Raw genomic sequence first — 25,926 nt, 5'->3', positions numbered from 1 at the left:
ATTAATTCCTGTAAGGGGAAAGTTTTAGCGAAATTGCCTGGGCAGGAGTTGGATCTGCTATCTGTCTTTGTGTTCAATTATTTTGAAACCGATAGCGACCGCTCCCCGACCAAGCGCTACATCATACTTCGGACGGAGCCAATGCGGTAATGGCCAATGCATGAATTTCTTTATGCATCATATCGTGCACGGAATCATACACGAGTCGATGTCTTGTGACGAGTTTGAGCCCCTCGAATTGTAACGAAACAATTCTAACGTTGTAATGACCCCCACCCGAGGCCGCGCCGGCATGGCCGGCGTGCAGGGCGGAGTCGTCATCCAGCGTCAGTTCCAGCGGTGCCAGGGCGGCCTGGAAGCGGCTGCGCATGCGCTCCATGCGGTCGTCTGTATTGATTCCGCTCATGCTTCATCCTTCATGTGACGCGACAGGTAGATGGTTTGACCGACGATAAACACAAACATGATGCCGGTGGCGCCAAAGGCCTTAAAACTGACCCAGGAGCTGGTGTCGCCTTTAAACCAAACGAAGGCGACATACCAATTCAGGAATCCCATTGCCGTATGGAAGCAGATCCAGGCCCAATTCAAGCGGCTCCAAACCTGGTCCGGCAATTGAACGATTTCCTCCATCGACTTGCGCATCAGATTCTTTTTAAAGACGAACTCGCTAATGAACAGGCCCAGCGCGAATGCCCAATAGAAAATGCTGAGTTTCCATTTGATGAAATCTTCGTCGTGCAGATAGATCGTCATGCCGCCGAAGACGACGAACATGAACAGCGAGAACCACAGCACGGAATCAACCTTACCGTTTCGTAATTTGGCGTAGGTGATTTGCAACGCCGTGGCGAGTATGCCGACCAGCGTCGCGATGACGATAGGAGACTGATCCGCCGTCACCGAGCCGCCGGAGACGATGCCGCTGAGATAGGTGTTAATGAAGTGCTGGGCCGCTTCCGCATTCCAGCCCGACAGCTTGTAAGCGACAAAGAACAGCAGCAGCGGGATCAGGTCGAACAGAAATTTCATGTTGTCTCAGGCGTTATTGTGGGTCGAAGCGCAGCGAGGCCGAATTGATGCAATAGCGCAATCCGGTTGGAGGAGGGCCGTCCGGGAACACATGGCCCAGATGGGCGTCGCACACCGCGCAAATGATTTCGGTGCGCAGCATACCATGGGTGCGGTCGGTTTTTTCGATGACATTGGCCGGATCGAGCGCTTCGAAGTAGCTCGGCCAGCCGCAGCCGGAATCGAATTTAGCGTCGGAACGGAACAAGGGCGTGTCGCAGCACACGCAGGTGTAGATGCCGTGTTCGTGATGATCCCAGAACTTGCCGGTGAAAGCGCGTTCGGTGGCGGCGTGCCGGGTGACTTGGTATTCCATAGGGTCCAGCATGGCGCGCCATTCGGCGTCGGATTTGGTGACTTTATTGCTCATGGCTTAGTGCTCGCTTAAGAAGAACAGCTTACTTCGAGATGGCTTGCCCAGTCCGGCGGCAAGGCTGCATATTGATCGTGCTCAGGCTGTTCGTCGTATGGGCGCTGCAAAACTGACAGCAATCGCTCCACCTCAGTAAAGTCCTTATTTTGTGCTTTTTCAATGGCAATTTGCGCCAGGTAATTACGCAGCACGTATTTGGGGTTGACCTTGTTCATCGCAAGCTGACGGGCGCTGTCGTCGCTGGCTTCGGCCTGCAGACGGGCGCGGTACTGCGCGGCCCAGGCGTCGAAGGCCGGGCGGTCGATGAAGAGGTCGCGCAGTGGTTCGTCGCCGCTGGTGTCGGCTGCCTTCAAGCCGCTCAGGCGGCGGAAGAAGAGGGTGAAATCGACATGGTTGGCATCCATTAGCGCGAACATGGCGTCGAACAGCGCACGGTCGGCGTCGGCATGCTGCTCCAACTGGGACAAGCCCAGCTTGGCGCGCAGCAGCTCGTCCATCTTGGCGGCGAATGCCGGTTGGTAGACGTCCAGCGCAGCCTGCGTGGCCTCGACCTCGCCGATCAGCGGCAGCAGCGCCTGGCCCAGTGCGTAGCAGTTCCAATGGCCGACCTGCGGCTGGTTGGCGTACGAGTAGCGTCCCTGCTGGTCGGTGTGGTTGCAGATGTGGTCGGAATCGAAGGCCTCCATGAAGCCGAACGGGCCGTAATCCAGCGTCAGGCCGAGGATGGACATATTGTCGGTGTTCATCACGCCATGCATGAAGCCGACAGCCTGCCAGTGGGCGATCATTTGCGCCGTGCGGCGCGTCACCTCGGCCAGCAAAGCCTGGTAAGGATTGTCTTCTTCGCGCAACGCCGGATAAAAGCGGTCGATGACGTAGTCCGCCAGGATTTTCAACTCGTCGTTCTTGTTGCGGTAGAACCAGTGCTCGAACGAGCCGAAGCGTACGAAGGTGGGCGCCATGCGCACCACCACGGCGGATGTCTCCACGGTTTCGCGCATTACACCCTGGTCCGATCCCGCCACCGACAGCGCGCGCGAGGTCGGGATGCCCAGCCCATGCATCGCTTCCGAGCACAGGAATTCACGAATCGACGAGCGCAGCACCGCGCGGCCATCGCCCATGCGCGAGTACGGCGTCAGGCCTGCGCCTTTCCATTGCAGTTCCATCGGGCCTTCGGCGGTGGCGACATCGCCGAACAGCATGGCGCGGCCGTCGCCCAGCTGGCCGGCCCATACGCCGAACTGGTGGCCGGAATACACGGCGGCCAGCGGCAGCGCGCGCTCTGGCGCGGCGTTGCCGATCAAAACGTCGAGGCTGTCGGCTAGTTGCGCAGGCGTCAGCCCGACCAGCTCGGCGGCCGGCGCGCTGACGGCGACCAGATACGGCGCCGGCAGCGGCGTCGGCATCAGACGGGTGTAGAAGGCGGGCGGCAGGGACGCGAAGGAATTGTCCAGCGGCAGTTTAGAGGCAGTAATGGCAGTTCCCGTTTCTGAATAAGCCCCATAGGGCGCAAGCCTGCGATTTTACCGCAGCAAGGGCATGCCGCAGTGCAGCATCGAAATGCATTGACGCTCCTTGGCCGGGCATTCCAAACTCGTTCATATAAAATCAACTTTTCCCGGAGCTTGCATGTATCCCCAGAGTCCGCTGATGGGCCAGATGATGAACCAGCCCTTGCTCGTTTCCAGCATACTGGACTTCGCCGCCCGGCACTACGCCAACAGCGAGATCGTCTCGCAGCGGGTTGAAGGCGACCTGCACCGCTACACACTGCGCGAATGCCAGCAGCGCAGCAAACGCCTGGCCAACGCCTTGCACGGCTTAGGCGTACGCATGGGCGAGCGCGTCGCCACGCTGGCCTGGAACGGTTATCGCCACCTGGAAGCCTATTACGGCGTGTCCGGCTCGGGCGCCGTGCTGCATACGATGAATCCGCGCCTGCATCCCGAGCAGCTGGCCTACATCTGCAACCATGCCGAAGACCAGTACCTGATGTTCGATTTCTGCTTCCTGCCGCTGGTGGAAGCGTTCGCGCCGATGTGCAAGACCATCAAGGGCTACATCCTGCTGGGCGCGGCCGACCGCATGCCGGCCGAAACCAAGATACCGAACCTGCTGTGCTACGAAGACCTGATCAACGCCCATTCCCCCGATTACGAATGGCCGCTGTTCGATGAGAACGCCGCCTGCACGCTGTGCTATACCTCCGGCACCACAGGCAATCCCAAGGGCGCGCTGTACTCGCACCGCTCAACGGTGCTGCACGCTTACGCATCGGCGCTGCCGAACGTGCTCAACGTTTCCTCGCGCGATACCGTGATGCCGGTCGTGCCCATGTTCCATGTGAACGCCTGGGGGCTGCCGTATTCGGTGCCGCTGTCCGGCGCGAAAATGGTGTTCCCCGGCCCCGCGCTGGACGGCAAGTCGGTCTACGAGCTGATGGAGAAGGAAAAGGTCACGTTCTCGGCCGGCGTGCCGACCGTGTGGCTGGGCCTGATCAACTACGCGATGCAGAACAAGCTGAAGTTCTCGACCTTCCGCCGCACGGTGATCGGCGGCTCGGCCTGCCCGCCGGCGATGATGAACGCGCTGATCGACGAGTTCGGCGTGGAGGTGATCCATGCGTGGGGCATGACGGAGATGTCGCCGCTGGGCACGGCCGGCGGCTTGCTGACCAAGCATCTGGACTTGAGCAAGGAAGAGCAGCGCAAGATCCTGCAAAAGCAGGGCCACGGCATCTACGGCGTCGACATGAAGATCACCGACGACGACGGCAAGGAACTGCCGTGGGACGGTGTCAGCTACGGCCATCTGCTGGTCAAGGGCCCGTGGATCATCTCGCGCTACTTCAAGAACGAAGGCGGCGACGTGCTGCAGGACGGCTGGTTCCCGACTGGCGACGTCGCCACCATCGACGAAGACGGCTACATGCAGATCACCGACCGCAGCAAGGACGTCATCAAATCCGGCGGCGAATGGATAGGCACCATCGACCTGGAGAACGTCGCCATGTCGCATCCGGCGGTGATGCAGGCCGCCTGCATCGGCGTCGCCCATCCCAAGTGGGACGAGCGGCCCCTGCTGGTGGTGGTGCTGCGGCCGGGGCAGGAAGTCAGCCGCGACGACTTGCTGGCCCACTTCCACGGCAAGGTGGCCAAATGGTGGCTGCCGGACGATGTGGTGTTCACCGATGCCTTGCCGGTGGGCGGCACCGGCAAGATCCAGAAAAACAAACTGCGCGAGCACTACAGGAACTACCGCCTGCCCACCGCATAAAGCCGCCTTATTTTTTGGCGGCTGGATGCAGCGCCATCGGCAGCTCCGGTAACAGCAGCAAGGTCAGCAATCCCAGCCCGACCAACAGCGTGCCGGCGCCGAAGATATTGCCGATGGCGTGGCGGTAGACTTGCGCCGTCGCCGCCTGGCCGTGCAGTTGATGGGCCAGGATGGCGCCCGAACCGGTCACGCCGACCAGCCCACCCAGCGAGCGGAAGAAGGCCAGCATCGCCGTGCCGACGCCGCGCCGCGAGGCGGGCAGTGCGTTCTGCACAGCCATCGTCATATTCGGCATCACCAGGCCGAGGCCGGCGCCGAGCACGAACATGGCAGGCTCCATCACCAGATAGCCCGCCGATCCGGCGATGCCCCAGGCCAGCACGCCGAACGACGCGGTCGCCAGGCTCAGACCCAGCAGCTGCGCCGGCTTGTAGCGTCCGCCGGACCTGGCCAGCACGCGTCCGTTCAGCGACGACGAGATCACCAGGCCCACCATCATCGGCACCGTCAGCAGGCCCGAGTTGGCCGGGCTGGCGCCCATCACCATCTGGAACAGCAGCGGGAAGAACACGCTGGAGCCCATCATGCCGACGAAGGTCAACGCCAGCACCACGCTGGCGACGTTGAACACGCGGTTCTGAAACAGGTCCGGCGGCAGCACCGGCTCCGGCACGCGGCGCACATGCCACAGCAGCGCGGCCGTCAGCACCGCCGCCAGCGCGCTCAGGTATTTCACCTCGCTGCCATCCCACGGCCATTCGGTGCCGCCCAGCGCCAGCACCAGCAGCGCCGCCGTCACCGCAGCGGTCATCAGCACCGAGCCCAGGTAGTCGATCTTGTGCTCGCGGTGCGGGCTGTTGTGGTGCATGGACTTGGAAATCACATACAGCGCCGCCGCGCCCACCGGCACGTTGACGTAGAAGATCCAGTGCCACGACAGCCAGTCCGTCAACAGGCCGCCCAGCACCGGCCCCAGCACGCTGGTGGCCGCGTACACGGCGGCGATGCTGCCCTGGCGCTTGCCGCGTTCGGCCGGCGGTATCAGGTCGCCAATGACGATCTGCGCCAGCGGCAGGAAGCCGCCCGCGCCCAGGCCCTGGATGGCGCGGAAGACGATCAGCTCCATCATGTTCTGCGCCAGGCCGCACAAGGCCGAGCCGGTCAGGAAGATGATGATGGCCGCGTACAGCAGCGGCTTGCGGCCGTACTGGTCGCTCAGCTTGCCGTACAGCGGCATGGTGGCGGTCGATGCCAGCACATAGGCCGTCACCACCCACGACAGATGGGCCATGCCGCCCAGGTCGGAGACGATGCGCGGCAGCGCGGTGGCGACGATGCTCTGGTCCAGCGCGGCCAGGCCGATCATGATGACCAGGCCCATATAGATGGCGCGGATTTCCTTCGCCGTGGCCGGCGCACCGTTTGCGGTATGAGCGCTCATTCGCCGACCTCGTTCAGGTATTGGATGGCATGGCGCAGTGCTTGTGCGCCTTCCGGCGGCAGCTGCGCCAGCTTGCGGGCCAGCCAGTCCAGGCGGCGGCTGCGGATGTCTTGCAGCACGGCCGCGCCTTGCTCGGTCAGCAGCAGGCCGACGCGGCGGCGGTCCTCGGGATTGGGCGTATCGCGCCGCACCAGGCCAGCGTTTTCCAGCGCCTTGATGTGGCCGCTCATGGTGGGGCCGCGCAGCTTTTCCATGCGCGCCAGCTCGGCCACGCCGATGCCGGGCGTCGTGCTGATGGCGGACAGCAGCAGCTTGTGCTGCAGCGACAAGCCGTGCGGATCGCTGTCGCCCTCCTGGCGGATGCGGCGGAACACGTGGTGCAGGGCGGTGCGCAAGTCGTCGGCCAGCGCGATGGCGTGCTTGGGGATGGGAGGTTCGGCGGGCATGGGTATCTCATAAAATAGGTAGGCTACCTATCTATATTAAACCACGGCCTGCCGCTTTTCAAGGCAAAAAAAAGCCCGGCGAACCGGGCTGAGGGAGGAAACGTCTGTTAAAGCTGCTGCTACTTGAGGGCGCCGAACACCTTGCCGATCAGCTTGCTGCCTGCGCCGAGCGGATCGGCGCGGATGGCTTTTTCTTCCTCGCCTATCATCGTGTACAGGCCGTCCAGCGCGCGCTGGGTGACATAGCCTTCGACCGTGGCCTGGTCCTTGGCCAGTACGCCGAGCTTGGGCGCCATCGCCATCGCGGTGTTGTACTTGTTGGCCAGGTCCGAGCGGTCGGTGACTTTTTTCACGATCGGCAGGAACTGCACCGCCAGTTTCGGCGACGTCTTCTCGCGGAAGAAGTCCGTCACCGAGGTGTCGCCGCCGGTCAGGATATTCTTGGCGTCGGTGATGCTCATCGATTTGACGGCATCCATCAGCAGCGGCTTGGCCATCGGCACGGCTGCCTCGGCCGCGTGGTTCATCTGCACCACCAGATCGTCGAGCTGCTGGCCCTTGCCGGTCATCTTCAACAGCGGACGCGCCTGCTCAAGTATCTTTGGCAGCGGGATGCGCACCTTCTCATTGTTCAGGAAGCCGTTCTCCGCGCCCAGCTTGGAAACGGCCAGCGACGAGCCTTTTTCCAGCGCCGCCTTCAGGCCGCCGGATGCATCCTGGTTGCTCAGATCGGCCAGCGATAGCGCATAGGCGCTGGCCGCAGCCAGTGTCAGGGGAAGCAGCAGGGCGACGGCGCGGCGGGAAATGAGCATGGTGGACCTCCAGGTTGGCACGGCCGGCGGTCGCCGGCATGATGCTACTGTACCCCAGCGCCGCTCATGCCGCCAGTGCCGGCAACTCCCGCGCCAGCCGTTGCAGCAGGCGGTCGCATTCGAAGACGCTGAGCGTCTTGTGGCTGCCGCCTTCGCCTTCGATGTCGATCACCTCGTCCATTTCTCCGCGCGGATCGCCTTCCACGTTCGGGTTGCGCAGCATCTTGGGTGCGGCGAAGCGGCGGCTGTCGTTGACGGTCATGATGTTCTCGACCGCGTCCACCATCAGCCCGTACAAGTCTTCGCCGCGCTCGACGATCAGGATCTTGGCCTGCTCCAGTTTGTCCAGCGGCGGCATCTGGTACAGCTGGCGCAGGTCGATCACGCTGATCATCTGATAGCGCAGGTTCAGCATGCCGCGCATGAAGGCGGGCATGCCGGGCGGCCGCGTGATGTCGCCGGAAAAATCGATGATCTCGCGCACCTGCTTGATCTCCAGCGCGTAGGTGTTCTCCAGCGCGAAGGTGATGTAGACCTGGCGCTGCCCCTGTTTTGGATCGCGCTCCGTCTTCACGGCCTCGTCCTTGGGATACAGGTTGGCGTGGCCGGCGCGCATTTCCTTGATCTCGTTGCTGCTGAAGATTTCGCGGTGGTTGAGGAAGATGATGTCGCCCAGCTCGGGCTTGGCGATGCAGCCGCCGAACATGCCGGCGCGGGCCTTGCTCAGCAGCGGGATGGCCATCACTTCCTCGCTGTAGAAGTTGACGATGTTGTCGACCGAATCGACCAGGAAGCCGATGGTGGCGTCGTCGATGCGGGCGATGACGATGCGCTGATCTGGCAGGAACTGGCGCTCGGTCTGCACCGCCTGCACCGGCGCGGCGTTGAGCAGCGTGTTGAAATCGACCACGGCCACCTGGCTGCCGCGGAAGTTGATGCGGCCCAGGCACAGCGCGCTGTTGAGCACCGAGGCTTGCAGCTCGGGCACGCGGATGATCTCCTGGATCGCGCTCATCTCGAAGGCGAACGACGAGCCGGCGACGCGGAAGCTGACGCACTGACGCCGCTCGCCCTGGTTGCGCCGCGCCTGCTGCCGGTGTGCGCCTTGCAGCGCCAGCACCTGCGGCACGTTCTCGATGCGCACCAGCGCCCCCGGGTCCAGCACCTGCACCAGGCGGGCGCCGTCGTCCAGCAGGATGGTGCCGGCCACCACGCCGTGGGTGTCGCCGTTGGCATAGCTCAGCGTGCTGCGCTGTTCGGGGCGCACGCGCAGGATCTCGCCGGTGGCGTCGAACAATATGCCGACCAGCACGCCCTGGAAATCGAGGATGGCGATCTTGTCGCTGACCTCGGCCGCGCGCGCCTCCGGCCGGAACACGCGGCCCAGGTTGACCACCGGGATCACCGTGCCGCGCAGCGTGAACACGCCTTCCAGGAAGGCCGGCGACAGCGGCAGGGCGCTGATCTTGGCGGGGAAGTTGACCACCTCGCGGATGCAGATCGCGGGCAGCGCGAACTCTTCGCCGCCCAGCACGAAGGAGCCGAACAGTTCGGTGACGGAGGAGGTGGCGGCGTTGCTGCTAGTGGCGGGCATGGAGCTGGTCCTCTGCGGTGGCGATGATGTCGGTGACGGCGTAGCTCTGGGTGGCGCAATCGATGGTCAGCGTGCGGCCGCACTTGCCGCCCAGCCGGCAGTAGCTGACGTTGAGGCCGCACTGGCGCAGGTATTTGTGGGCGGCGGCGGCGTTCTGCTGGCCCACCTGCAGCCGCGACGAATGGCGTTGGAACATATGGGCGCCGCCGGCGACCACCACTTCGATATCGGGATAGTCGGCTTCGGTTGCGCCCATCAGGCGCAGCAGCGAGGGCACGGCCTGGCTGACATAGCGGGCGCCGATCTCGCAGTCCTGCTCCGGTGCTTCCGGCAGCAGGCAGTGGGCCAGGCCGCAGCAGCCGCGCTTCTTCCACAGGAAGGCGATGCCGACGCAGGAGCCCAGCAGCGCTTGCAGCTGGTCGGTGCGCACGCCTATCTTCAGCTTGCCCATCGGGACTTGCAGACAGTGCGGCATGGCGGCGGGGTTCAGACCGCCGAATTCGCTTATCGTGTTGATGCCGCTGCCGGCGCTGGTTGTCGCTTCCATGGTCGGGCTACCCAGGTTTTTCCATCGAATAAATCATCGGCCGTTCGAAGTGGTAGGCGGTATCGAGGCCGCCGATCGATTCGGATTCGCCCAGGATCAACCTGGAGTGGGGGGCCATGCTGTGGCGGGCCTGCTTCAGTACGGTCTCCTGATGTTGCTGGTCGAAGTAGATCAGCACATTGCGCAGGAATACCAGGTCGAATTGCTTGTGCGGCTTCAGCAGAGTCAGCAGGTTATGCTGGGCCAGCTCCACGTTTTTCTTCAGCGCTTCGACCACTTGCAGGCCCTTGGCGCTGGGCTTGAAGTACTTCTTCACCCAGTCCGGATGCGAGGCGTGGATGCGCTCGACCGAGCGGCCGGTGTACTCGCCAGCCCGTGCCACCGCCAGGATCTGCTGCGAGATATCGGTCGCGTGGATCTGGTAGCTGAAGCCCGGATGCGCTTCCTGGAACTCTTCGCACAACATGGCCATCGAGTACAGCTCCTCGCCGCTGGCGGCGGCGGCCGACCACACCTTGAGTCGCTTGCCTTGATGCGTTTGCCACCACTGCGGCAGAAACTCCTGCTCCACGTAGTCCCAGACTTGCGGCGTACGGAAGAACAGCGTGTCGTTGGTCGTGACCAGGTCGATGAAATGCGGAATCTCGGCCCGGTCCTGTTCCACCTTGTCCAGATAAGCCTGGTAGCTGCCGATCTCCAGCGCCTGCATGCGTGGCCGCAGGCGCCGTTCCAGCAAGATGCTTTTGCGCTCACTCATCGCGATGCCGGTGTGCTTGCGCACCAGCGCGATGAGGGCGCTCAGCGTTGCTGGGCTCAGTCCGGCGCTGGCGCTCATCGTCACACCACGAAGCCGGCTACGGTTTTATTCAGGTCGCCGGCGCGCTGGTTCAAGCCTTCCGTCGAGCGGGCGATGCTGTCGCAGGCGGCGGCCGATTTCTCGGCTTCCTCGGCGATGTACTGCACGGCCGTGCTGACTTCGCGCGCCGTCAGCAGCTGCTCGTTGGTGGCGGTGGAGATGTCCGAGATCGCAATGGTGGTCTTGGCCACGCCGGCGACGATCTTGTCGAAGGCGTCGCTGGCCTGGCGCGAAATCTCGCTGCCGGCCGAGACCCGCTTGACCGACTCGTTGATCAGCTTGGAGATTTCCTTGGTGGCCTGCGACGAACGCTCGGCCAGCTTGCGCACCTCGTCGGCAACCACCGAGAAGCCCAGGCCGTGTTCGCCGGCGCGGGCGGCCTCGATGGCGGCGTTGAAGGCCAGCATATTGGTCTGGTTGGCGATCTCGCTGATGACCTTGACGATTTCGCCGATGTCCTCGGACGAACGGTTGATCAGGTCCATCGCCTCGATCGACTTGGCCACCGCCTTGGCGCCGGCCTCAGCTTCGTGCTGGGTGGCCTTGGCCAGGGAGTCGGCGTCGTTGGTGTTCTGGGCGATGGTGTTGATCGAATTGGTCAGGCCGTCGATGGAGGCATTCATTTCCTCCACGGTGGCGCCCAGCGCCTGAGTGCCCACGGCGACGCCGTTGGAGCGCTCGGCGATGGTGGTGGAGGCGTCGGCAAAGCCGTTGGCCGAGGCCACGACATCGCTGATGACCTTGCGCAGGTCGGTGATCATCTTGCCTATGCCCTGGGCCAGGTGGTCCAGCGGCTCGTCGCCGTCGACGACGATCTTGCTGGTCAGGTCGCCCGATGCGGCCCGGTCGACCGATTCGAGCAGGCGCGTGATCTTGGCGCCGTCCGCCTCAGCCTTGGCCGCCACCGAGTTTTCCAGGTTGACCTGGTCGGTGATGTCGCTGGCGAACTTGACGACTTTATACGGTTTGCCGTTCAGATCGAGCACGGGATTGTAGGTGGCTTGTATCCATATGGTTTTGCCATTATTGCCGATTCGCTTGTAGCGGCCACCATCGAATTCGCCGCGGTTTAATTTCTGCCAGAATCGTTTATATTCCGAGCTATTCGCATACTCCGGTTCGCAGAACATGCGGTGGTGTTCGCCCTTGATATCTTCCAGGGTATAACCCATGGTATTAAGGAAATTATCGTTAGCATTCAGGACATGGCCGGCCATGTCGAATTCAATCACCGCCTGAGCCTTGGAAATGGCGGCCACCTTGCTTTCGTACTCGGCGTTCTTGATTTTGCTGTCGGTGATGACGGTGGCGAACTTGATCACCTTGTAGGCCTTGCCGTCGGCGTCGATGATGGGGTTGTAGGAGGCGCTGATCCACACCTCGCGGCCGCCCTTGGCGACCCGTTTGTACTCGCCGCGGTCGTACTCGCCGCGCCCCAGGCGGGCCCATAAGTCCTTGTATTCAGGAGTCTTTACGTATTCGGGATCGCAGAAGATCGAGTGGTGCTTGCCCTGGACTTCCTCCAGCGTGTAGTCCACGGTTTTCAGGAAGTTTTCGTTGGCGTGCAGGATGGTGCCGTCGAGGGAGAACTCGATCAGCGCCTGCACGCGATTCAGCGCGGTATTAATGGCTTGAATATCAAGATCTTGTGATTTGATTACCTGGCTATGCGCGTCCATATAAAGTCCTGTTATATTTTGAGAGAATTAATTGAGGGGAAATATTGATCGGAATTCAATTGGCTGTATTCATTCGCTGCCGAGGAATCTGTAGCCATTATTTATCCGGATTTGAATCGAACACAAGCCTCGTATTTATAATTTCGTCGCGCATGTACTTAATTTGCCACGAGGAATTAATATGAATGTGAGTATTGGTTAGAATCTCGCTTATTTAAAAAGCGTAATCGCGGCATTCAAAAGCGGTGGGCGAAACGGCAAGTTTGCCAGACTGCCCATCGCACCTTCCTGTACCATGCCGTAACGCCCTTCAAAAAAATAATACGACCGTTCTTTTATGCGGTATAGTAGGCGGGCTGAGATTCCCACCAAAAAACATAAGGAAGAGACATGACTGCTGAATATCAAGTCCACGGCACCGTTGCCGTCATCACGCTGAACAATCCGCCGGTCAACGGCCTGGGCCTGGCCACCCGCACGGCGGCGGTCAAGGGCATCCAGCAGGCGCTGGCGGACGACGCCGTCAAAGCCATCGTCATCACCGGCGCCGGCAAGGCCTTTTCCGGCGGCGCCGACATCAAGGAATTCAATTCGCCGAAAGCGTTGACCGAGCCCAGCCTGCACACGCTGATCGCCACCGCCGAAAGCTCGACCAAGCCGGTGGTTGCGGCCATCCACACCGTCTGCATGGGCGGCGGCCTGGAGCTGTCGCTGGGTTGCCACTACCGCGTGGCGATGCCGGGCGCGCAGATCGCGCTGCCGGAAGTCAAACTGGGCCTGCTGCCGGGCGCAGGCGGCACGCAGCGCCTGCCGCGCGTGCTCGGCCTGGAAATGGCGCTGAACATGATCGTCTCCGGCACGCCGGTGCTGTCCGACAAGCTGGCCGGCACCGCGCTGTTCGACCAGGTGTTCGCCGCCGATGCCGACCTGGTCAGCTCCGCCGTCGCCTTTGCCGAGAAGATCGCCGATGCGCGTCCGCTGCCGAAAGTGCGCGACCGTAAGGTGGACTACCCGAACCACGAAGCCTTCCTGCAATTCTCGCGCAACACCGTCAAGGCCATGTCCGGCCCGTTCCCGGCGCCGCTGGAGTGCGTGGAAACCGTGGCCGCTTCGGTGACGATGAAATTCGAAGACGGCATGAAGTTCGAGCGCGAGCGCTTCCTGCACCTGATCCAGACCACCGAATCGAAAGCGCTGCGCCACGCCTTCTTCGCCGAGCGCGTCGCCAGCAAGGTGCCGGACGTGCCGGCCGACACGCCGACCCGCGCCATCAAGCAGGCCGCCGTGATCGGCGCCGGCACCATGGGCGGCGGCATCGCCATGAACTTCCTGAACGCCGGCATCCCGGTCGTCATGCTGGAAACCAGGCAGGAAGCGCTGGACAAAGGCCTGGCCACGATACGCAAGAACTACGAAAACACCATGAAGAAGGGCAAGCTGACGCAGGAGAAGTTCGACCAACGCATGGCCCTGGTCAGCGGCACGCTGGCCTACGAGGATATCGGCCAGGCCGATATCGTGGTCGAGGCCGTGTTCGAGGACATGGGCGTCAAGGAGACCGTGTTCCGCAAGCTCGACGAGGTGATGAAGCCGGGCGCCATCCTGGCCTCCAACACGTCCACGCTGGACCTCAACCAGATCGCCGGCTTCACCAAGCGTCCGCAGGATGTCATCGGCACCCACTTCTTCTCGCCGGCCAACGTGATGAAGCTGCTGGAAATCGTGCGCGGCGCGCAGACCGGCAAGGACGTGCTGGCCACGGCGCTGGCGCTGTCGAAAAAACTCAAGAAAACCGGCGTGGTGTCGGGCGTGTGCGACGGCTTCATCGGCAACCGCATGATCGAGCAGTACAGCCGCCAGGCCGGCTTCCTGCTGGAAGAGGGCGCGCTGCCGGAGCAGGTCGACAAGGCGGTCGAGAAGTTTGGCTTCGCCATGGGCCCGTTCCGCATGGGCGACCTGGCCGGCAACGACATCGGCTGGGCCATCCGCAAGCGCCGCTACGTGGAGAAGCCGGAAATCAGCTATTCCAAGACTGCCGACCTGCTGTGCGAGATGGGCCGCTTCGGCCAGAAGACCGGCGCCGGCTGGTACGACTACAAGGCGGGCGACCGCAAGGCGTATCCGAACGAGCAGGTCAACGCCATGATCGTGCAGCACTCGGCCGACATCGGCGTTGCGCGCCGCAAGATCAGCGACCAGGAGATCGTCGAACGCCTGGTGTACTCGATGGTCAACGAAGCCGCGCACATCCTGGAAGAGGGCATCGCCTTGCGCGCGTCGGACATCGACATGGTCTACCTGACCGGCTACGGCTTCCCGCTGTTCCGCGGCGGCCCGATGTTCTATGCCGACACGGTGGGTCTGCCGAACGTGCTGGCGGCGATCAACAAGTACGCCCAGGGCCACCAGGGCGGTGCGTGGAAGCCGGCGCCGCTGCTGGTCAAGCTGGCCGAAGAGGGCAAGGGCTTCAATAGCTGATCGTTCACTGCTGTCTGAAAAAGCTCACATGCACAAAAAATTTTCGTTGCGTGTGAGCATTTCTCTCCAATTGTCGCTATAATTCCTCCAAACCAGCAGCACTTTCTTCGAAGCCCTAAAAAACGGTTCGAGTCGCAGCGTGAAGTACACGTTACCACCCAACTCATTTTTAGAGGCACACATGAAACGCATCGTCCTTGCCGCAGCATTGGCATTCGCAGCAATCTCCTCCGCGCACGCAGTCCGCATCAACAACCTGTACAACACCGGCATCGGTGCCAACGGCAGCGGCGACACCCATTACAGCCTGAACGCAGCCAGCAGCGATACCGTCATCGGCAACACCGTGCCGGTGATCACGTTCGACAACGTCTGGCCGATCAGCCCGTGGCTCGCCAACGATGGCACGTCGAAATGGATCACGCCAACCGCCTCGCAAGGCCAGAGTTTTGACGCGTTCAGCGCCGGCACCTACACCTACACCTTATCGTTCGACCTGAGTGGCTACAACGCCGCCACGGCAGCCTTCACCGGCCGCTTTGCCGCCGACAACGACGCCGTGATCAAACTGAACAATCAAGTCATCGCCAGCGGCAGCGGCTTCACCGCCTGGAACGGCTTTGCGGCCAGCAGCGGCTTCCAGGCTGGCGTCAATACTTTGCAATTCGTGGTTGGCAACTGGGCGCAGAACGGCGGCAATCCGACCGGCCTGCGTGTGGAATTCCTGTCTTCCGACGTAGCGGCGGTTCCTGAACCGTCGAGCTACGCTATGTTGTTGGCCGGACTGGTCCTGGTGGGGGTAGTGGGTAGTCGTCGTCAACAAGTTCGATAAATATTCCGCTTTCTCGTTTAAGCGCTTCGGCCGCCTTTCAGGCGGCCTTTTTTTGCCCTGCTGCTGCGGCCTGCATGTGATTGCAATAATTATATTGTTGTGATACGTTCACTCTTTAACATGAAACCAGGGGGAAGTATGAAGCCATTAAATTCGTCGCCGTTTGCGCAGCAACGTCGCCGTTTTCTTGTACAAGGTGCGGCGCTCACCGTAGCAACTGCTACCTGCGGGTTGATGGTGGGGAAGCAGGCGAGCTCGCTCTTGTCGTCGGACTCGCCGGTAACGCTGGCCGCGTCTGCTGATCCGGTCACTGCGCCGGACTTGAGCGCGATGGTGCGCAACGGTCAGCCTGTCCCGGTCGAACAGTTCTTTTCTTCGCCCGAGAATTTCACGCATTTCTTGAAACTGACCGGCGCCGCGTAACGGAAAGACATGCAGCAATCTGCATGTCTTCCGTCCGTTCTGCTGGATTTAGCTGAAGGAAATCAGGTTCCTGTCGGGTGCGAAAGTCCCGTCGTTGGCGTTAATGGCGTCCTTGAAGTCGCCGTTTAAACGCCACCTGCCCGCGGCATTGACCACCTGTCCGCTTATCCCATAGTCGAAGACTTCCTGCGGGGTCAATACGCGGTCATACAGAATGATGTCTGAGACTTTCCAGCTTACGACATCCGCGTTTGAAGTCAGGCTCGTCCGCCCAATCTGAATGGCCTCCAGGCCGCCGACGTTGGACCACGGAGCCCCCGGTTGCGTGTACCCCATCAGGAAGTCGTTGACGTAGAGCGCAATACGCGAATTCGCTTCGACAGTGAACGTGATACGCGTCCAGGTATCGGCGACATCTGTACGGCCTTTATGACCGGCGTCGATGCCCACTGTTTTTCCGTCAAATAACTGCATGAAGGCGTTGGCGTCGGCGAGTCCGTTTTTATAGATCACCCAGCCGCGCGCATCGGCATTGACCGCGCCCGTGACCCGGCGGATGAAGGGGCCTGCGGTCTCCAGCGACTTGACGCTTTGATTGACGGTGTAAGAGATGGAGAAATTTGTCGACGAGCAGAGCGCTGCTTTGGGTGCGATGGTGAAGCAGCACCATTGCGACGGTGTATTGGTGAACGTGGCCGAACGCTCGGAGAAAATACTGTTCAATTTCCGGTTGATCAGGGCATCGGGTGGCGCGGTGCGTGAACGGTCGAGCACGGCGGTGATGGCCGCGAACACTTCCGGGCGGATGTTGTTACCAGCGTCAGTGACCAGCACATTCCACGGTTTTAAATCCTTCACCTCGCCGCTGTTCCATACCCAATGGCAAGCAAGCTGCACGCCGGTGCGATAGAAGTTTTGCAGCAAAATCGACAGGTTGTGCTGTGTTGTAGTGTCCTGCAGCGCCGCCTCCTCGTCTTTGTTCAAGCCGAAGCTGCCCACATAGTATGGCTTGCCCAAATCGCTGGCCAGTTTCTGCATCACTTTCAGGTACGGCAAAGAGCATGACGTCAAATCCGCCCGCAATGCGCCGCTCTGGCCGGATACCGGCGCTTCTCCACTGCTGAAGTACTCGCTATTGAGGAACAGGTTTTCGCAGATGGTGTCGATCGGGCTTGGATTCATCGCACGGACGATCTCGACATGTTCGTCGATCGTATACTTTCGTGGACTGTAGTGCGGTAGCGCCGCGTTGCCGGAGGAGATCATGCGCTGCAGCGTGTCTTGCGCCCGCATGGTTTCAGCAATGTCCTTCAGTACGGCTGGCGCCGTGTTGTAGTCCAGGCCCGTGTTCAGTGTGATTTCCTGGCCTGCCATCCAGGCGGCAATACCCACATGATTTTTGTACCTGGCGACGAATGCAGCGGCAAAAGCGCGCAGGTAGTTTCGGGATTTGGAATCGCTTTGCAGCAATGCGCTTTTGTCCTCGCCCACCAATTCGGGAATGGCCAGGATGTTCCAGAACGGACAAGCGATAATGCCGATGTTGTGCGCCTTGGCGGCATCGAGCAAGTTCTGGACGGCGGCCCAATAAGAGTCATTGATTTTGAGGTCGCTGACGGCATTGCCGTTGAAGCTGGGCTGGCCCACTACGACGCTCCACGACAAATAACTGCCAGAGGCTGAGAATGGCGCAGCCATCACTTGCAGGTATTTAATGCCTTTCGATTGAAGATAGGGGAAGTCTTCAAGGTAGTCGGGATTGCTGGGGCCGGTCACCCCTTTGCCCGTTGCCGACCAGCCTCGACGCTCAAGGTAGCTGTAGGCATTCAATCCGATGCTGGCAACAGGTCCGGTGTTGAGTCCGTCATTGTTGTACTCCTGCATGACTCCGTTTTCGACTTTGATGTATGGCATAACGTTCCCTTGGCTACGAATTGTGGTGTGATATTGAAAGTTTAAGTTTATCAATAATTTAACGCGAGCCATAGCCTAAAAGACAAAAAAAATAGCCGCCATCGCTGGCGGCTATTTCGCACTGCTCAAGCAGGCTTAGTCGTTGGCGTAGATGTTGTTATTCTTGGTTTCGCCGACGAACAGCGCGCCGATCACCGCCGTGATCAGGGCGATGATGATCGGATACCACAGGCCGTAGTAGATGTCGCCCTTGAACGCCACCAGCGCGAACGAGATGGTCGGCAGCAGGCCGCCGAACCAGCCGTTACCGATGTGGTAAGGCAGGGACATCGAGGTGTAGCGGATGCGGGTCGGGAACATCTCCACCAGCATGGCGGCGATCGGGCCGTACACCATGGTCACGTACAGCACCAGGATGAACAGCACCAGCACCATCATCGGCTTGTTGATCTGCGTGTCGTCCGCCTTGGCCGGATAGCCTGCGGCCTTGATGGCGCCGCCGACTTCCTTCTTCAGCGCGGCTTCGGCGTCCTTGCTGGCCTTGTCGAAGTTCAGGCCGTCAGGCGTCATGGTGGCGTTGAAGGCGGTGATTTCCTTGTCGCCCACCTTGATCTTGGCGACGCTGCCGGCCGGGGCTTCCTGCGTGGTGTAGTTCACCGAGGCGTTGGACAACATGCCGGCGGCGATGTCGCACGACGAAGGGAACTTCTTGGTGGCGGTCGGGTTGAACAGGAAGTGGCAGGATGCCGGATCGGCGACCACCACCACTGGCGAGTTCTTCAGTGCGGTTTCCAGCGCTGGATTGCCGTAGTGGGTCAGGGCGCCGAACAGCGGGAAGTAGGTCGCCGCGGCCAGCACGCAGCCGCCCAGGATGATCCACTTGCGGCCGATCTTGTCCGACAGGATGCCGAAGAAGATGAAGAACGGCGTGGCCAGTGCCAGCGACAAGGCGGTCATGATGTTGGCGCTGGCGCCATCGATCTTCAGCACCTGGGTCATGAAGAACAGCGCGTAGAACTGGCCGGTGTACCAGACCACAGCCTGGCCCATGGTCAGGCCCAGCAGCGCCAGGATCACGACTTTCAGGTTGCGCCATTGGCCGAAGGCTTCGCTCAGCGGAGCTTTCGAGGTCTTGCCTTCGGCTTTCATCTTGGCGAAGGCCGGCGATTCATTCATCGACAGACGGATCCACACCGAAACACCCAGCAGCAGCACCGACACCAGGAACGGCACGCGCCAGCCCCACGCAGCGAAGTCTTCTTCGCCGACGGCGGTACGGGTGCCCAGGATCACCAGCAGCGACAGAAACAGGCCCAGCGTTGCAGTGGTCTGGATCCACGAGGTGAACGAGCCGCGCTTGTCGTGCGGCGCATGTTCGGCCACATAGGTTGCCGCGCCGCCGTACTCGCCGCCCAGCGCCAGGCCCTGCAGGATGCGCAGCGACACCAGGATGATGGGCGCCGCGATGCCGATGGCCGCGTACCCGGGTAGCAGGCCGACAATAAAGGTGGAGGCGCCCATGATCAGGATGGTGATCAGGAAGGTGTACTTACGGCCGATCATGTCGCCGAGGCGGCCGAACACCAGCGCGCCGAATGGACGCACAATGAAACCGGCGGCAAACGCCAGCAGTGCGAAAATAAAGGTGGTGGTCGGCTCGCCGATGAAGAACTGCTTGGCGATGATGGGGGCGAGCGAACCGTACAGATAGAAATCGTACCATTCGAAAACCGTACCCAGCGAGGACGCAAAGATCACCTTGCGTTCTTCCGGCGTGATGCTGCCGGACTTGGGCAGGTTGCGCGGGTCGGCAGTGCCTGATGTTGTCGTCATTTTTGTCTCCGTTAATTTTTTGGATTTCCCCAGCCGAGATAGTTACATTTTCGTCAGCTTGAGCGCAGTGTGGACTGCGAACCTTACGTCAGGCTTGCTTCAAACTTACGCGAAACTTACAGAAATAATTTGCGAACGACCGTACTAAAATATGCTATTCTGATTTCACTAAAAACCCCCACCTATACTTACAGGAGACATTCATGATCGACGCCGTCATCGTTTCAACCGCCCGCACGGGCCTGGCCAAATCGTGGAAAGGCGCGTTCAACATGACGCACGGCGCCACGCTGGGCGGCCATGCGCTGCAGGCGGCGATCAGCCGCGCCGGCATCGAAGCGGGCGAGGTTGAAGACGTGCTGATCGGCTGCGCGAATCCCGAAGGCGCCACCGGCGGCAATATCGCGCGCCAGATCGCCATCCGCGGCGGCTGCCCGGTGACGACCGCCGGCATGACCATCAACCGTTTCTGCTCGTCCGGCCTGCAGACCATCGCCACCGCCGCCCAGCGCATCATCGCCGGCGAAGGCGACATCTACGCCGCCGGCGGCGTGGAATCGATCTCCTGCGTGCAGCAGGAAATGAATATGCACATGTACAAGGAAGTCTGGCTGTCGCAGCACAAGCCGGAAATCTACTGGCCGATGCTGCAGACGGCGGAAACCGTGGCCAAGCGCTACAACATCAGCCGCGAGCGCCAGGATGAATACGGCGTGCAAAGCCAGCAGCGCGCCGCCGCAGCCCAGGCCGCCGGCCTGTTCGACGCCGAGATCGTGCCGATGACCACCACCATGGGCGTGGCCGACAAGGCCAGCGGCATGCTGCTGACGCGCGAAGTGACCATCTCCGCTGACGAAGGCATCCGCGCCGACACGACGTATGAAGCCGTCTCCAAGATCCGCAGCGCGGTGCCGGGCGGCGTCATCAGCGCCGGCAACGCCAGCCAGTTCTCGGACGGCGCGTCGATGTCCATCGTCATGAGCGCGCAGGCTGCAGCCGCCAAGGGCTTGCAGCCGCTGGGCATTTTCCGTGGCTTCGCCGTCGCCGGTTGCGAGCCGGACGAGATGGGCATCGGCCCCGTGTTCGCGATTCCCAAGCTGCTGAAGAAAGCCGGCCTGAAAGTCGAAGACATCGGCCTGTGGGAATTGAACGAAGCCTTCGCCGTGCAGGTGCTGTACTGCGCCGACACGCTGGGCATCCCGATGGACCGCCTGAACGTGAACGGCGGCGCGATCGCCGTCGGCCACCCGTACGGCGTGTCGGGCGCGCGCCTGACCGGCCACGCGCTGCTGGAAGGCAAGCGCCGTGGCGTCAAATATGTGGTCGTCACCATGTGCATCGGTGGCGGCCAGGGAGCGGCGGGCCTGTTCGAAGTGGTGTAAGCGATGCAGTCGCTACTGCTGTCGCGGCGCGATATCGCCTTCATGCTGTACGAATGGCTGGATGCGGAGGCGCTGACCCGGCACGCCCGCTTCCAGGACCACAACCGCGAAACCTTCGACGCCGCCCTCGACACGGCCGAACAGCTCGCCACCGAGCTGTTCGCGCCGCATAACAAGAAGAGCGACAACGAGGAACCGCAGGCCGTGCCAGGCGAGCACTGCCTGGACGTGCGCATCATCGATGAGGTGAAGACCGCGCTGGACGCGTTCTCGGCCGCCGGCCTGATGGCAGCGGGCCAGGACTACGAGCGCGGCGGCATGCAGCTGCCGGTGGTGGTGGAAAAGGCGTTGGCCGCCTACTTCACGGCGGCGAACGTCGCCACCAGCGCCTACACCTTCCTGACGATGAGCAATGCCAACACCCTGCTCAAGTGCGGCACGGCGGAACAGGTGCGGCGCTACGTCGACCCAATGTTCGCGGGCCGCTACTTCGGCACGATGTGCCTGTCCGAACCGCAGGCCGGCTCCAGCCTGTCCGACATCGCCAGCCGCGCCGTGCCCGACCCGCAGTCCGGCGTGGACGGCGAACGCCAGTTCCGCCTGAGCGGCAACAAGATGTGGATCTCGGCCGGCGAGCACGATCTGTCGGACAACATCGTCCATCTGGTGCTGGCCAAGATACCCGGCCCCGACGGCCAGCTGATTCCCGGCGTCAAAGGCATTTCGCTGTTCATCGTGCCCAAGTTCCTGGTCGACGAAGACGGCAGTCTCGGCGAACGCAACGATGTCGTACTGGCCGGCCTCAACCACAAGATGGGCAACCGGGGCACCACCAACTGCCTGCTCAATTTCGGCGAAGGCAAGTTCCAGCCGCAAGGCAAGGGCGGCGCCATCGCCTACCTGGTCGGCAATCCGCATCAGGGCCTGGCCCAGATGTTCCACATGATGAACGAAGCGCGCATCGGCGTCGGCCTGGGCGCGGCGGTGCTGGGCTACACCGGCTATCTGCACGCGCTGGACTATGCGCGCAACCGCCCGCAAGGCCGCCATCCGGCGCAGAAAGATCCGGCCCAGCCGCAACTGCCCATCATCGAACACACCGACGTGCGGCGCATGCTGCTGGCGCAGAAAGCCTATGTTGAAGGCGGCCTGGGTCTGGTGCTGTACAGCGCCCGCCTGGTCGACGAACAGCACAGCGCGGAAACGCCGGAAGCCCGCGAACATGCGGCCCGTCTGCTGGACTTCCTGACGCCGGTCACCAAATCATGGCCGTCGCAGTGGTGCGTGGAAGCCAACAGCCTGGCGATCCAGGTGCACGGCGGCTACGGCTATACGCGGGAATATAACGTCGAGCAGTTCTATCGAGACAACCGGCTGAACGCCATCCACGAAGGCACGCACGGCATCCACGGCCTCGACCTGCTGGGCCGCAAGGCCAGCATGCAGGACGGCGCGCTGTTCAAGGCCTTCGGCGCCGAGCTGCGCAAGACGGTGCGCAAGGTGCGCGGCAGCGTCGGTGCGCCGGATGCGCTGCCGGCCGAACTGGCCGAGCTGGCCAACATCAGCCGGGAGCTGCTGGCCCATGCCGCTGCGCTCGACGCCGCGTGGCAGGCAGTGGAACTCGTCACGCAAAAGCTGTATGCTGCCGGCGACATGAACAAAACCCTGGCCAACGCCAGCCTGTACCTGGAAGCGGTCGGCCACGTCGTGGTCGCCTGGATCTGGTTGCAGCAGGCCTTGCTGGCCGCTGCGGCCCTGGATGGAAGCGACGCCGATTTCTATCGCGGCAAGCTGCAAGCCTGCCGCTACTTCTTCCGCTGGGAATTGCCGAAAGTCGAACAGCAGCTGGAACTGCTGGCCAGCATAGACACCACCACGCTCGACATGCGCGACGCGTGGTTCTAAAGAAGCGATAACTAAAGCGAGACACAATGATCAAGCACATCGTAATGTGGAAACTGAAAGACCATGCCGAAGGCGCTGACCGCGCCGCCAACGCGGCCAAGATGAAAGCGCTGCTGGACGGCTGCGTCGGCCTGGTGCCGGGCCTGCTGAAGCTGGAGGCGGTCATCGCCCAGCCCGGCCTGGAGGCGACCTACGACCTCATGCTGTACTCGGAGTTCACCGACAAGGCCGCGCTGGACGAATACCAGAACCATCCCGACCACGTGGCGATGAAGCCATTCTTCGTCGCGGTGCGCGATGCGCGCCAGTGCATGGACTACGAAATTTAAGGATATCGCGATGCGTACAACTCAAGAATTGTTTTCTCTGGCCGGCAAGACCGCGCTGATCACCGGCGGTTCGCGCGGCCTGGGCCTGCAAATGGCGCTGGCGCTGGGCGAGCAGGGCGCCAAGGTCGTCATCTCCTCGCGCAAGCAGGCTGACCTGGACGAGGCCGTGGCCTTCCTGATCGGCCACGGCATCAATGCCCACGCCGTCGCCGCCGACCTGTCGCAGGATGCGCATGCGGACGCTCTGGTGACGGCCGCGCTGGCCCACCTGGGCCACATCGACATCCTCATCAACAACGCCGGCGCCAGCTGGGGTGCGCCCGCCGAAGACCATCCGGTCGAAGCGTGGGACAAGGTGATGAACCTGAACATCCGCAGCATCTTCGTGGTGTCGCAACTGGTCGGCAAGCGTTCGATGATCCCGCGCCGCTATGGTCGCATCATCAACATCGCCTCGATCGCCGGCTTGGCCGGCAATCCGCCGGGCACCATGCAGACCATTGCCTACAACACGTCCAAAGGCGCGCTGGTCAACTTCACGCGCACGCTGGCGGGCGAGTGGGGCCGTCACGGCATCACCGTCAACGCGTTGGCGCCGGGCTTCTTCCCGTCGAAGATGACCAAGGGCTTGCTGGAAAAACTCGGCCCTGACGAATTGTCCAAGGATGCACCGCTGGGCCGCCTCGGCGACGACGAGGACTTGAAAGGCGCGGCCGTGCTGTTCGCGTCCGACGCGGGCAAGCACATCACCGGCCAGATCCTGGCGGTGGATGGCGGCGTGTCGGCGGTGTGACGATGACCGGCATTCCCAAGACTTATCAGCGCATCGTGCTGGCGGCGCGTCCGCGCGGCCCGGTGGCGCCGGAAAACTTCCGCCTGGAGACGCTGGACGTGCCCGAGCTGGCCGACGGCGAAGTCCTGATACGCAACCACTACCTGTCGCTGGACCCGTACATGCGCGGCCGCATGAGCTCGGCCAAGAGCTACGCCAGTTCGCAGCCGCTGGACCAGACCATGATAGGCGGCACGGCCGGCCAGGTCGTGGCCTCGCGCAACGACTACTACCGCGTCGGCGAGTTCGTCGGCGGCATGCTGGGCTGGGCCGACATGGGCGTGTCGGACGGCGTCCTGCTGCGCAAGCTGGACACCACGCGCATCCCGCTGTCGACCTATCTGGGCGTGGTCGGCATGCCGGGCATGGCGGCCTGGTACGGCTTCAACCAGATACTCGAAGCTGGCGCTGGCGATACGGTGGTGGTATCGGCCGCCGCCGGCGCGGTGGGCAGCGTGGTCGGGCAGCTGGCGCGGCTGCGCGGCTGCCGCGTGGTCGGCATCGCCGGCGGGCCGGAGAAGTGCGAGTACGTGGTCAAGCAGCTGGGCTTCCATGCCTGCGTCGACTACAAGGCCGGCAACCTGGAGGCCGACCTGGCCGCCGCCACGCCGGACGGTGTCGACGCCATCTTTGAAAACGTCGGCGGCGCCTGCCTCGATGCCTCGCTGGCGCGCACCAATGCGTTTGCGCGCGTGGCCCTGTGCGGCCTGATCGCCGGCTTCAACGGCCAGGAAATGCCGATCAAGAATTCGCGCCTGCTGCTGCTCAACCGCGTGACGCTGCGCGGCTTCATCATCACCGAACACATGGAATTCTGGCAGCAGGGCTTGCAGGAGCTGGCCGTGCTGGTCGCCAATCACCAGATCAAATACCGCGAAACGGTAGCGGAGGGCCTAGCGGCCGCGCCGCAAGCGTTCATGGGCCTGCTGCAAGGGCATAACTTCGGCAAACAACTGGTCAAGCTCATCTAATGAAAACATTCAGAGGCAAGGTCGTCGTCATCACCGGCGGCGCGAGTGGGTTGGGTCGCGAATTCGCCAACGTGGCGGCGCGTGAAGGCATGAAGCTGGTGCTGGCGGACGTGCAGGCCGATGCGCTGCAACGCGCCGTCGACGAGCTGAAGGCGCAGGGCGCCAGCGTCATCGCGCAGCTGTGCGATGTGCGCAAGAGCGAGCAGGTGCAGGCGCTGGCCGATGCGGCGGTCGCTGAATTCGGCGCCGTGCATCTGGTGTTCAACAACGCCGGCGTCGGTTCGGGCGGGCTGATCTGGGAGAACACCGAGGCCGACTGGGAATGGGTGATGGGTGTGAATGTGTGGGGCGTGATCCACGGCGTGCGCATCTTCACCAGGCTGATGCTGGAGGCGGCCAAGCAGGATGCATCGTTCGAAGGCCACATCGTCAACACGGCGTCGATGGCGGGCTTGCTCAACGCGCCGGCGATGGGCGTGTACAACGTCTCCAAGCATGCGGTGGTGTCGCTGTCGGAGACCTTGTACCAGGATCTGCAACTGGTCGGGGCGCCGATAGGGGCTTCGGTGCTGTGCCCGTATTTTGTGCCGACCGGGATCAGCCAGTCGCACCGCAACCGTCCCGAGGATGTGCGCATGACGCAAGGCCCGACCGCCAGCCAGCTGGCGGCGCAGGCCATGACGGACAAGGCGGTTTCGTCGGGCAAGGTGTCGGCGCAGGATGTGGCGGAGATGACTTTCAAGGCCATCGCCAACGGCGACTTCTACATCTACTCGCATCCGGGCGCGCTGGCCGGCGTGCAGGAACGCATGCAGCATATCGTGGCCGGCACCAATCCCGGCGATCCGTACGCGGCCACGCCGCATGTGCGCGAAGCGCTGCGCGCCAAGATGAAGCTGGACTGATCGGCCCCCAGCCCGACAAACGCA

General features: G+C 62.3%; 23 protein-coding genes. 10 read left to right on the top strand and 13 right to left on the bottom strand.

Annotated elements, in window-relative coordinates; translation table 11 throughout:
- Nucleotides 1-121: 121 nt before the first annotated feature.
- From GEV01_RS03580 to GEV01_RS03565, 4 genes are read right to left on the bottom strand one after another with little or no spacing between them, the layout of a single operon-like run.
- Nucleotides 122-406, bottom strand: a complete 285-nt coding sequence (locus tag GEV01_RS03580; RefSeq protein ID WP_152801746.1) for a BolA family protein — start codon at nt 404-406, stop codon at nt 122-124.
- Nucleotides 403-1,032: a septation protein A gene (locus GEV01_RS03575; protein WP_152801744.1), complete on the bottom strand. Its 630-nt coding sequence runs from the start codon at nt 1,030-1,032 to the stop codon at nt 403-405. The genes GEV01_RS03580 and GEV01_RS03575 overlap by 4 nt, the downstream gene beginning before the upstream one ends.
- Before the next feature lie 13 nt (nt 1,033-1,045).
- Complete coding sequence (gene msrB, locus GEV01_RS03570; RefSeq protein ID WP_020703277.1) at nt 1,046-1,441, bottom strand: peptide-methionine (R)-S-oxide reductase MsrB; 396 nt, start codon at nt 1,439-1,441, stop codon at nt 1,046-1,048.
- Nucleotides 1,442-1,455: 14 nt separating this feature from the next.
- On the bottom strand, nt 1,456-2,853 hold the full coding sequence (locus GEV01_RS03565; protein WP_235914195.1) for a protein adenylyltransferase SelO: 1,398 nt from the start codon (nt 2,851-2,853) through the stop codon (nt 1,456-1,458).
- Between the two features lie 223 nt (nt 2,854-3,076).
- On the opposite strand from GEV01_RS03565, the gene GEV01_RS03560 reads away from it, so the two are divergent.
- Nucleotides 3,077-4,723, top strand: coding sequence for a 3-(methylthio)propionyl-CoA ligase (locus tag GEV01_RS03560; RefSeq protein WP_152801740.1), 1,647 nt, complete (start codon nt 3,077-3,079; stop codon nt 4,721-4,723).
- 7 nt (nt 4,724-4,730) lie between these two features.
- On the opposite strand, the gene GEV01_RS03555 is transcribed toward GEV01_RS03560, so the two are convergent.
- From GEV01_RS03555 to GEV01_RS03525, 7 genes are all read right to left on the bottom strand, one after another.
- On the bottom strand, nt 4,731-6,164 hold the full coding sequence (locus GEV01_RS03555; protein WP_152801738.1) for an MDR family MFS transporter: 1,434 nt from the start codon (nt 6,162-6,164) through the stop codon (nt 4,731-4,733).
- Nucleotides 6,161-6,610, bottom strand: a complete 450-nt coding sequence (locus tag GEV01_RS03550) for a MarR family winged helix-turn-helix transcriptional regulator (protein ID WP_152801736.1) — start codon at nt 6,608-6,610, stop codon at nt 6,161-6,163. Before GEV01_RS03550 ends, GEV01_RS03555 begins: the two co-directional genes overlap by 4 nt.
- A 119-nt stretch (nt 6,611-6,729) precedes the next feature.
- Entirely contained in the window at nt 6,730-7,422 is a 693-nt protein-coding gene (locus tag GEV01_RS03545) for a DUF4197 domain-containing protein (RefSeq protein WP_152801734.1), read from the bottom strand.
- 64 nt (nt 7,423-7,486) lie between these two features.
- Entirely contained in the window at nt 7,487-9,016 is a 1,530-nt protein-coding gene (locus GEV01_RS03540; RefSeq protein WP_152801732.1) for a chemotaxis protein CheW, read from the bottom strand.
- Nucleotides 9,003-9,563 (bottom strand): chemotaxis protein CheD, encoded by a 561-nt coding sequence (locus GEV01_RS03535; RefSeq protein WP_152801730.1) that lies wholly within the window; start codon nt 9,561-9,563, stop codon nt 9,003-9,005. The genes GEV01_RS03540 and GEV01_RS03535 overlap by 14 nt, the downstream gene beginning before the upstream one ends.
- A gap of 7 nt (nt 9,564-9,570) precedes the next feature.
- On the bottom strand, nt 9,571-10,398 hold the full coding sequence (locus GEV01_RS03530) for a CheR family methyltransferase (protein WP_152801728.1): 828 nt from the start codon (nt 10,396-10,398) through the stop codon (nt 9,571-9,573).
- Between the two features lie 2 nt (nt 10,399-10,400).
- Nucleotides 10,401-12,098 carry a methyl-accepting chemotaxis protein gene (locus GEV01_RS03525; protein WP_152801726.1) on the bottom strand — a complete coding sequence of 566 codons (1,698 nt, stop codon included), beginning with the start codon at nt 12,096-12,098 and terminating at the stop codon, nt 10,401-10,403.
- Nucleotides 12,099-12,488: 390 nt separating this feature from the next.
- On the opposite strand from GEV01_RS03525, the gene GEV01_RS03520 reads away from it, so the two are divergent.
- The 3 genes from GEV01_RS03520 to GEV01_RS03510 all read left to right on the top strand — a co-directional run bounded on the left by GEV01_RS03520 (nt 12,489) and on the right by GEV01_RS03510 (nt 15,831).
- Nucleotides 12,489-14,576, top strand: a complete 2,088-nt coding sequence (locus GEV01_RS03520) for a 3-hydroxyacyl-CoA dehydrogenase NAD-binding domain-containing protein (RefSeq protein ID WP_152801724.1) — start codon at nt 12,489-12,491, stop codon at nt 14,574-14,576.
- A gap of 181 nt (nt 14,577-14,757) precedes the next feature.
- Nucleotides 14,758-15,408, top strand: coding sequence for a PEP-CTERM sorting domain-containing protein (locus GEV01_RS03515; protein ID WP_152801722.1), 651 nt, complete (start codon nt 14,758-14,760; stop codon nt 15,406-15,408).
- A gap of 138 nt (nt 15,409-15,546) precedes the next feature.
- Nucleotides 15,547-15,831 carry a hypothetical protein gene (locus GEV01_RS03510; RefSeq protein WP_152801720.1) on the top strand — a complete coding sequence of 95 codons (285 nt, stop codon included), beginning with the start codon at nt 15,547-15,549 and terminating at the stop codon, nt 15,829-15,831.
- 48 nt (nt 15,832-15,879) lie between these two features.
- Here GEV01_RS03510 and GEV01_RS03505 read toward each other — a convergent pair whose 3' ends face one another.
- Together GEV01_RS03505 and GEV01_RS03500 are read right to left on the bottom strand one after the other, a co-directional pair.
- The gene (locus tag GEV01_RS03505; protein WP_175022902.1) at nt 15,880-17,745 is read right to left on the bottom strand and encodes a LamG-like jellyroll fold domain-containing protein; all 1,866 of its coding nucleotides are present in this window, start codon (nt 17,743-17,745) and stop codon (nt 15,880-15,882) included.
- A gap of 135 nt (nt 17,746-17,880) precedes the next feature.
- Entirely contained in the window at nt 17,881-19,578 is a 1,698-nt protein-coding gene (locus tag GEV01_RS03500) for an MFS transporter (protein WP_152801716.1), read from the bottom strand.
- 203 nt (nt 19,579-19,781) lie between these two features.
- On the opposite strand from GEV01_RS03500, the gene GEV01_RS03495 reads away from it, so the two are divergent.
- The 6 genes from GEV01_RS03495 to GEV01_RS03470 are packed head-to-tail and all read left to right on the top strand — an operon-like array spanning nt 19,782 to nt 25,902.
- Nucleotides 19,782-20,960: an acetyl-CoA C-acyltransferase gene (locus GEV01_RS03495; protein ID WP_070266649.1), complete on the top strand. Its 1,179-nt coding sequence runs from the start codon at nt 19,782-19,784 to the stop codon at nt 20,958-20,960.
- Between the two features lie 3 nt (nt 20,961-20,963).
- A complete protein-coding gene (locus GEV01_RS03490) occupies nt 20,964-22,865 on the top strand; it encodes an acyl-CoA dehydrogenase (RefSeq protein ID WP_152801714.1) in 1,902 nt (633 codons plus the stop codon).
- Nucleotides 22,866-22,891: 26 nt separating this feature from the next.
- Nucleotides 22,892-23,194, top strand: coding sequence for a Dabb family protein (locus GEV01_RS03485; RefSeq protein ID WP_152801713.1), 303 nt, complete (start codon nt 22,892-22,894; stop codon nt 23,192-23,194).
- Between the two features lie 10 nt (nt 23,195-23,204).
- Entirely contained in the window at nt 23,205-23,987 is a 783-nt protein-coding gene (locus GEV01_RS03480; RefSeq protein WP_152801712.1) for an SDR family oxidoreductase, read from the top strand.
- Between the two features lie 2 nt (nt 23,988-23,989).
- On the top strand, nt 23,990-24,997 hold the full coding sequence (locus tag GEV01_RS03475; RefSeq protein ID WP_152801711.1) for an NADP-dependent oxidoreductase: 1,008 nt from the start codon (nt 23,990-23,992) through the stop codon (nt 24,995-24,997).
- Entirely contained in the window at nt 24,997-25,902 is a 906-nt protein-coding gene (locus GEV01_RS03470) for an SDR family oxidoreductase (protein WP_152801710.1), read from the top strand. The genes GEV01_RS03475 and GEV01_RS03470 overlap by 1 nt, the downstream gene beginning before the upstream one ends.
- Nucleotides 25,903-25,926: the final 24 nt, after the last annotated feature.

The organism is Rugamonas rivuli (genome assembly GCF_009380165.1).
In the GTDB taxonomy this organism is placed as follows: Bacteria; Pseudomonadota; Gammaproteobacteria; order Burkholderiales; family Burkholderiaceae_D; genus Rugamonas; species Rugamonas rivuli.
The sequence above is the reverse complement of the archived record's forward strand: the minus strand, read 5'-3'. Positions and strand labels throughout refer to the sequence as shown.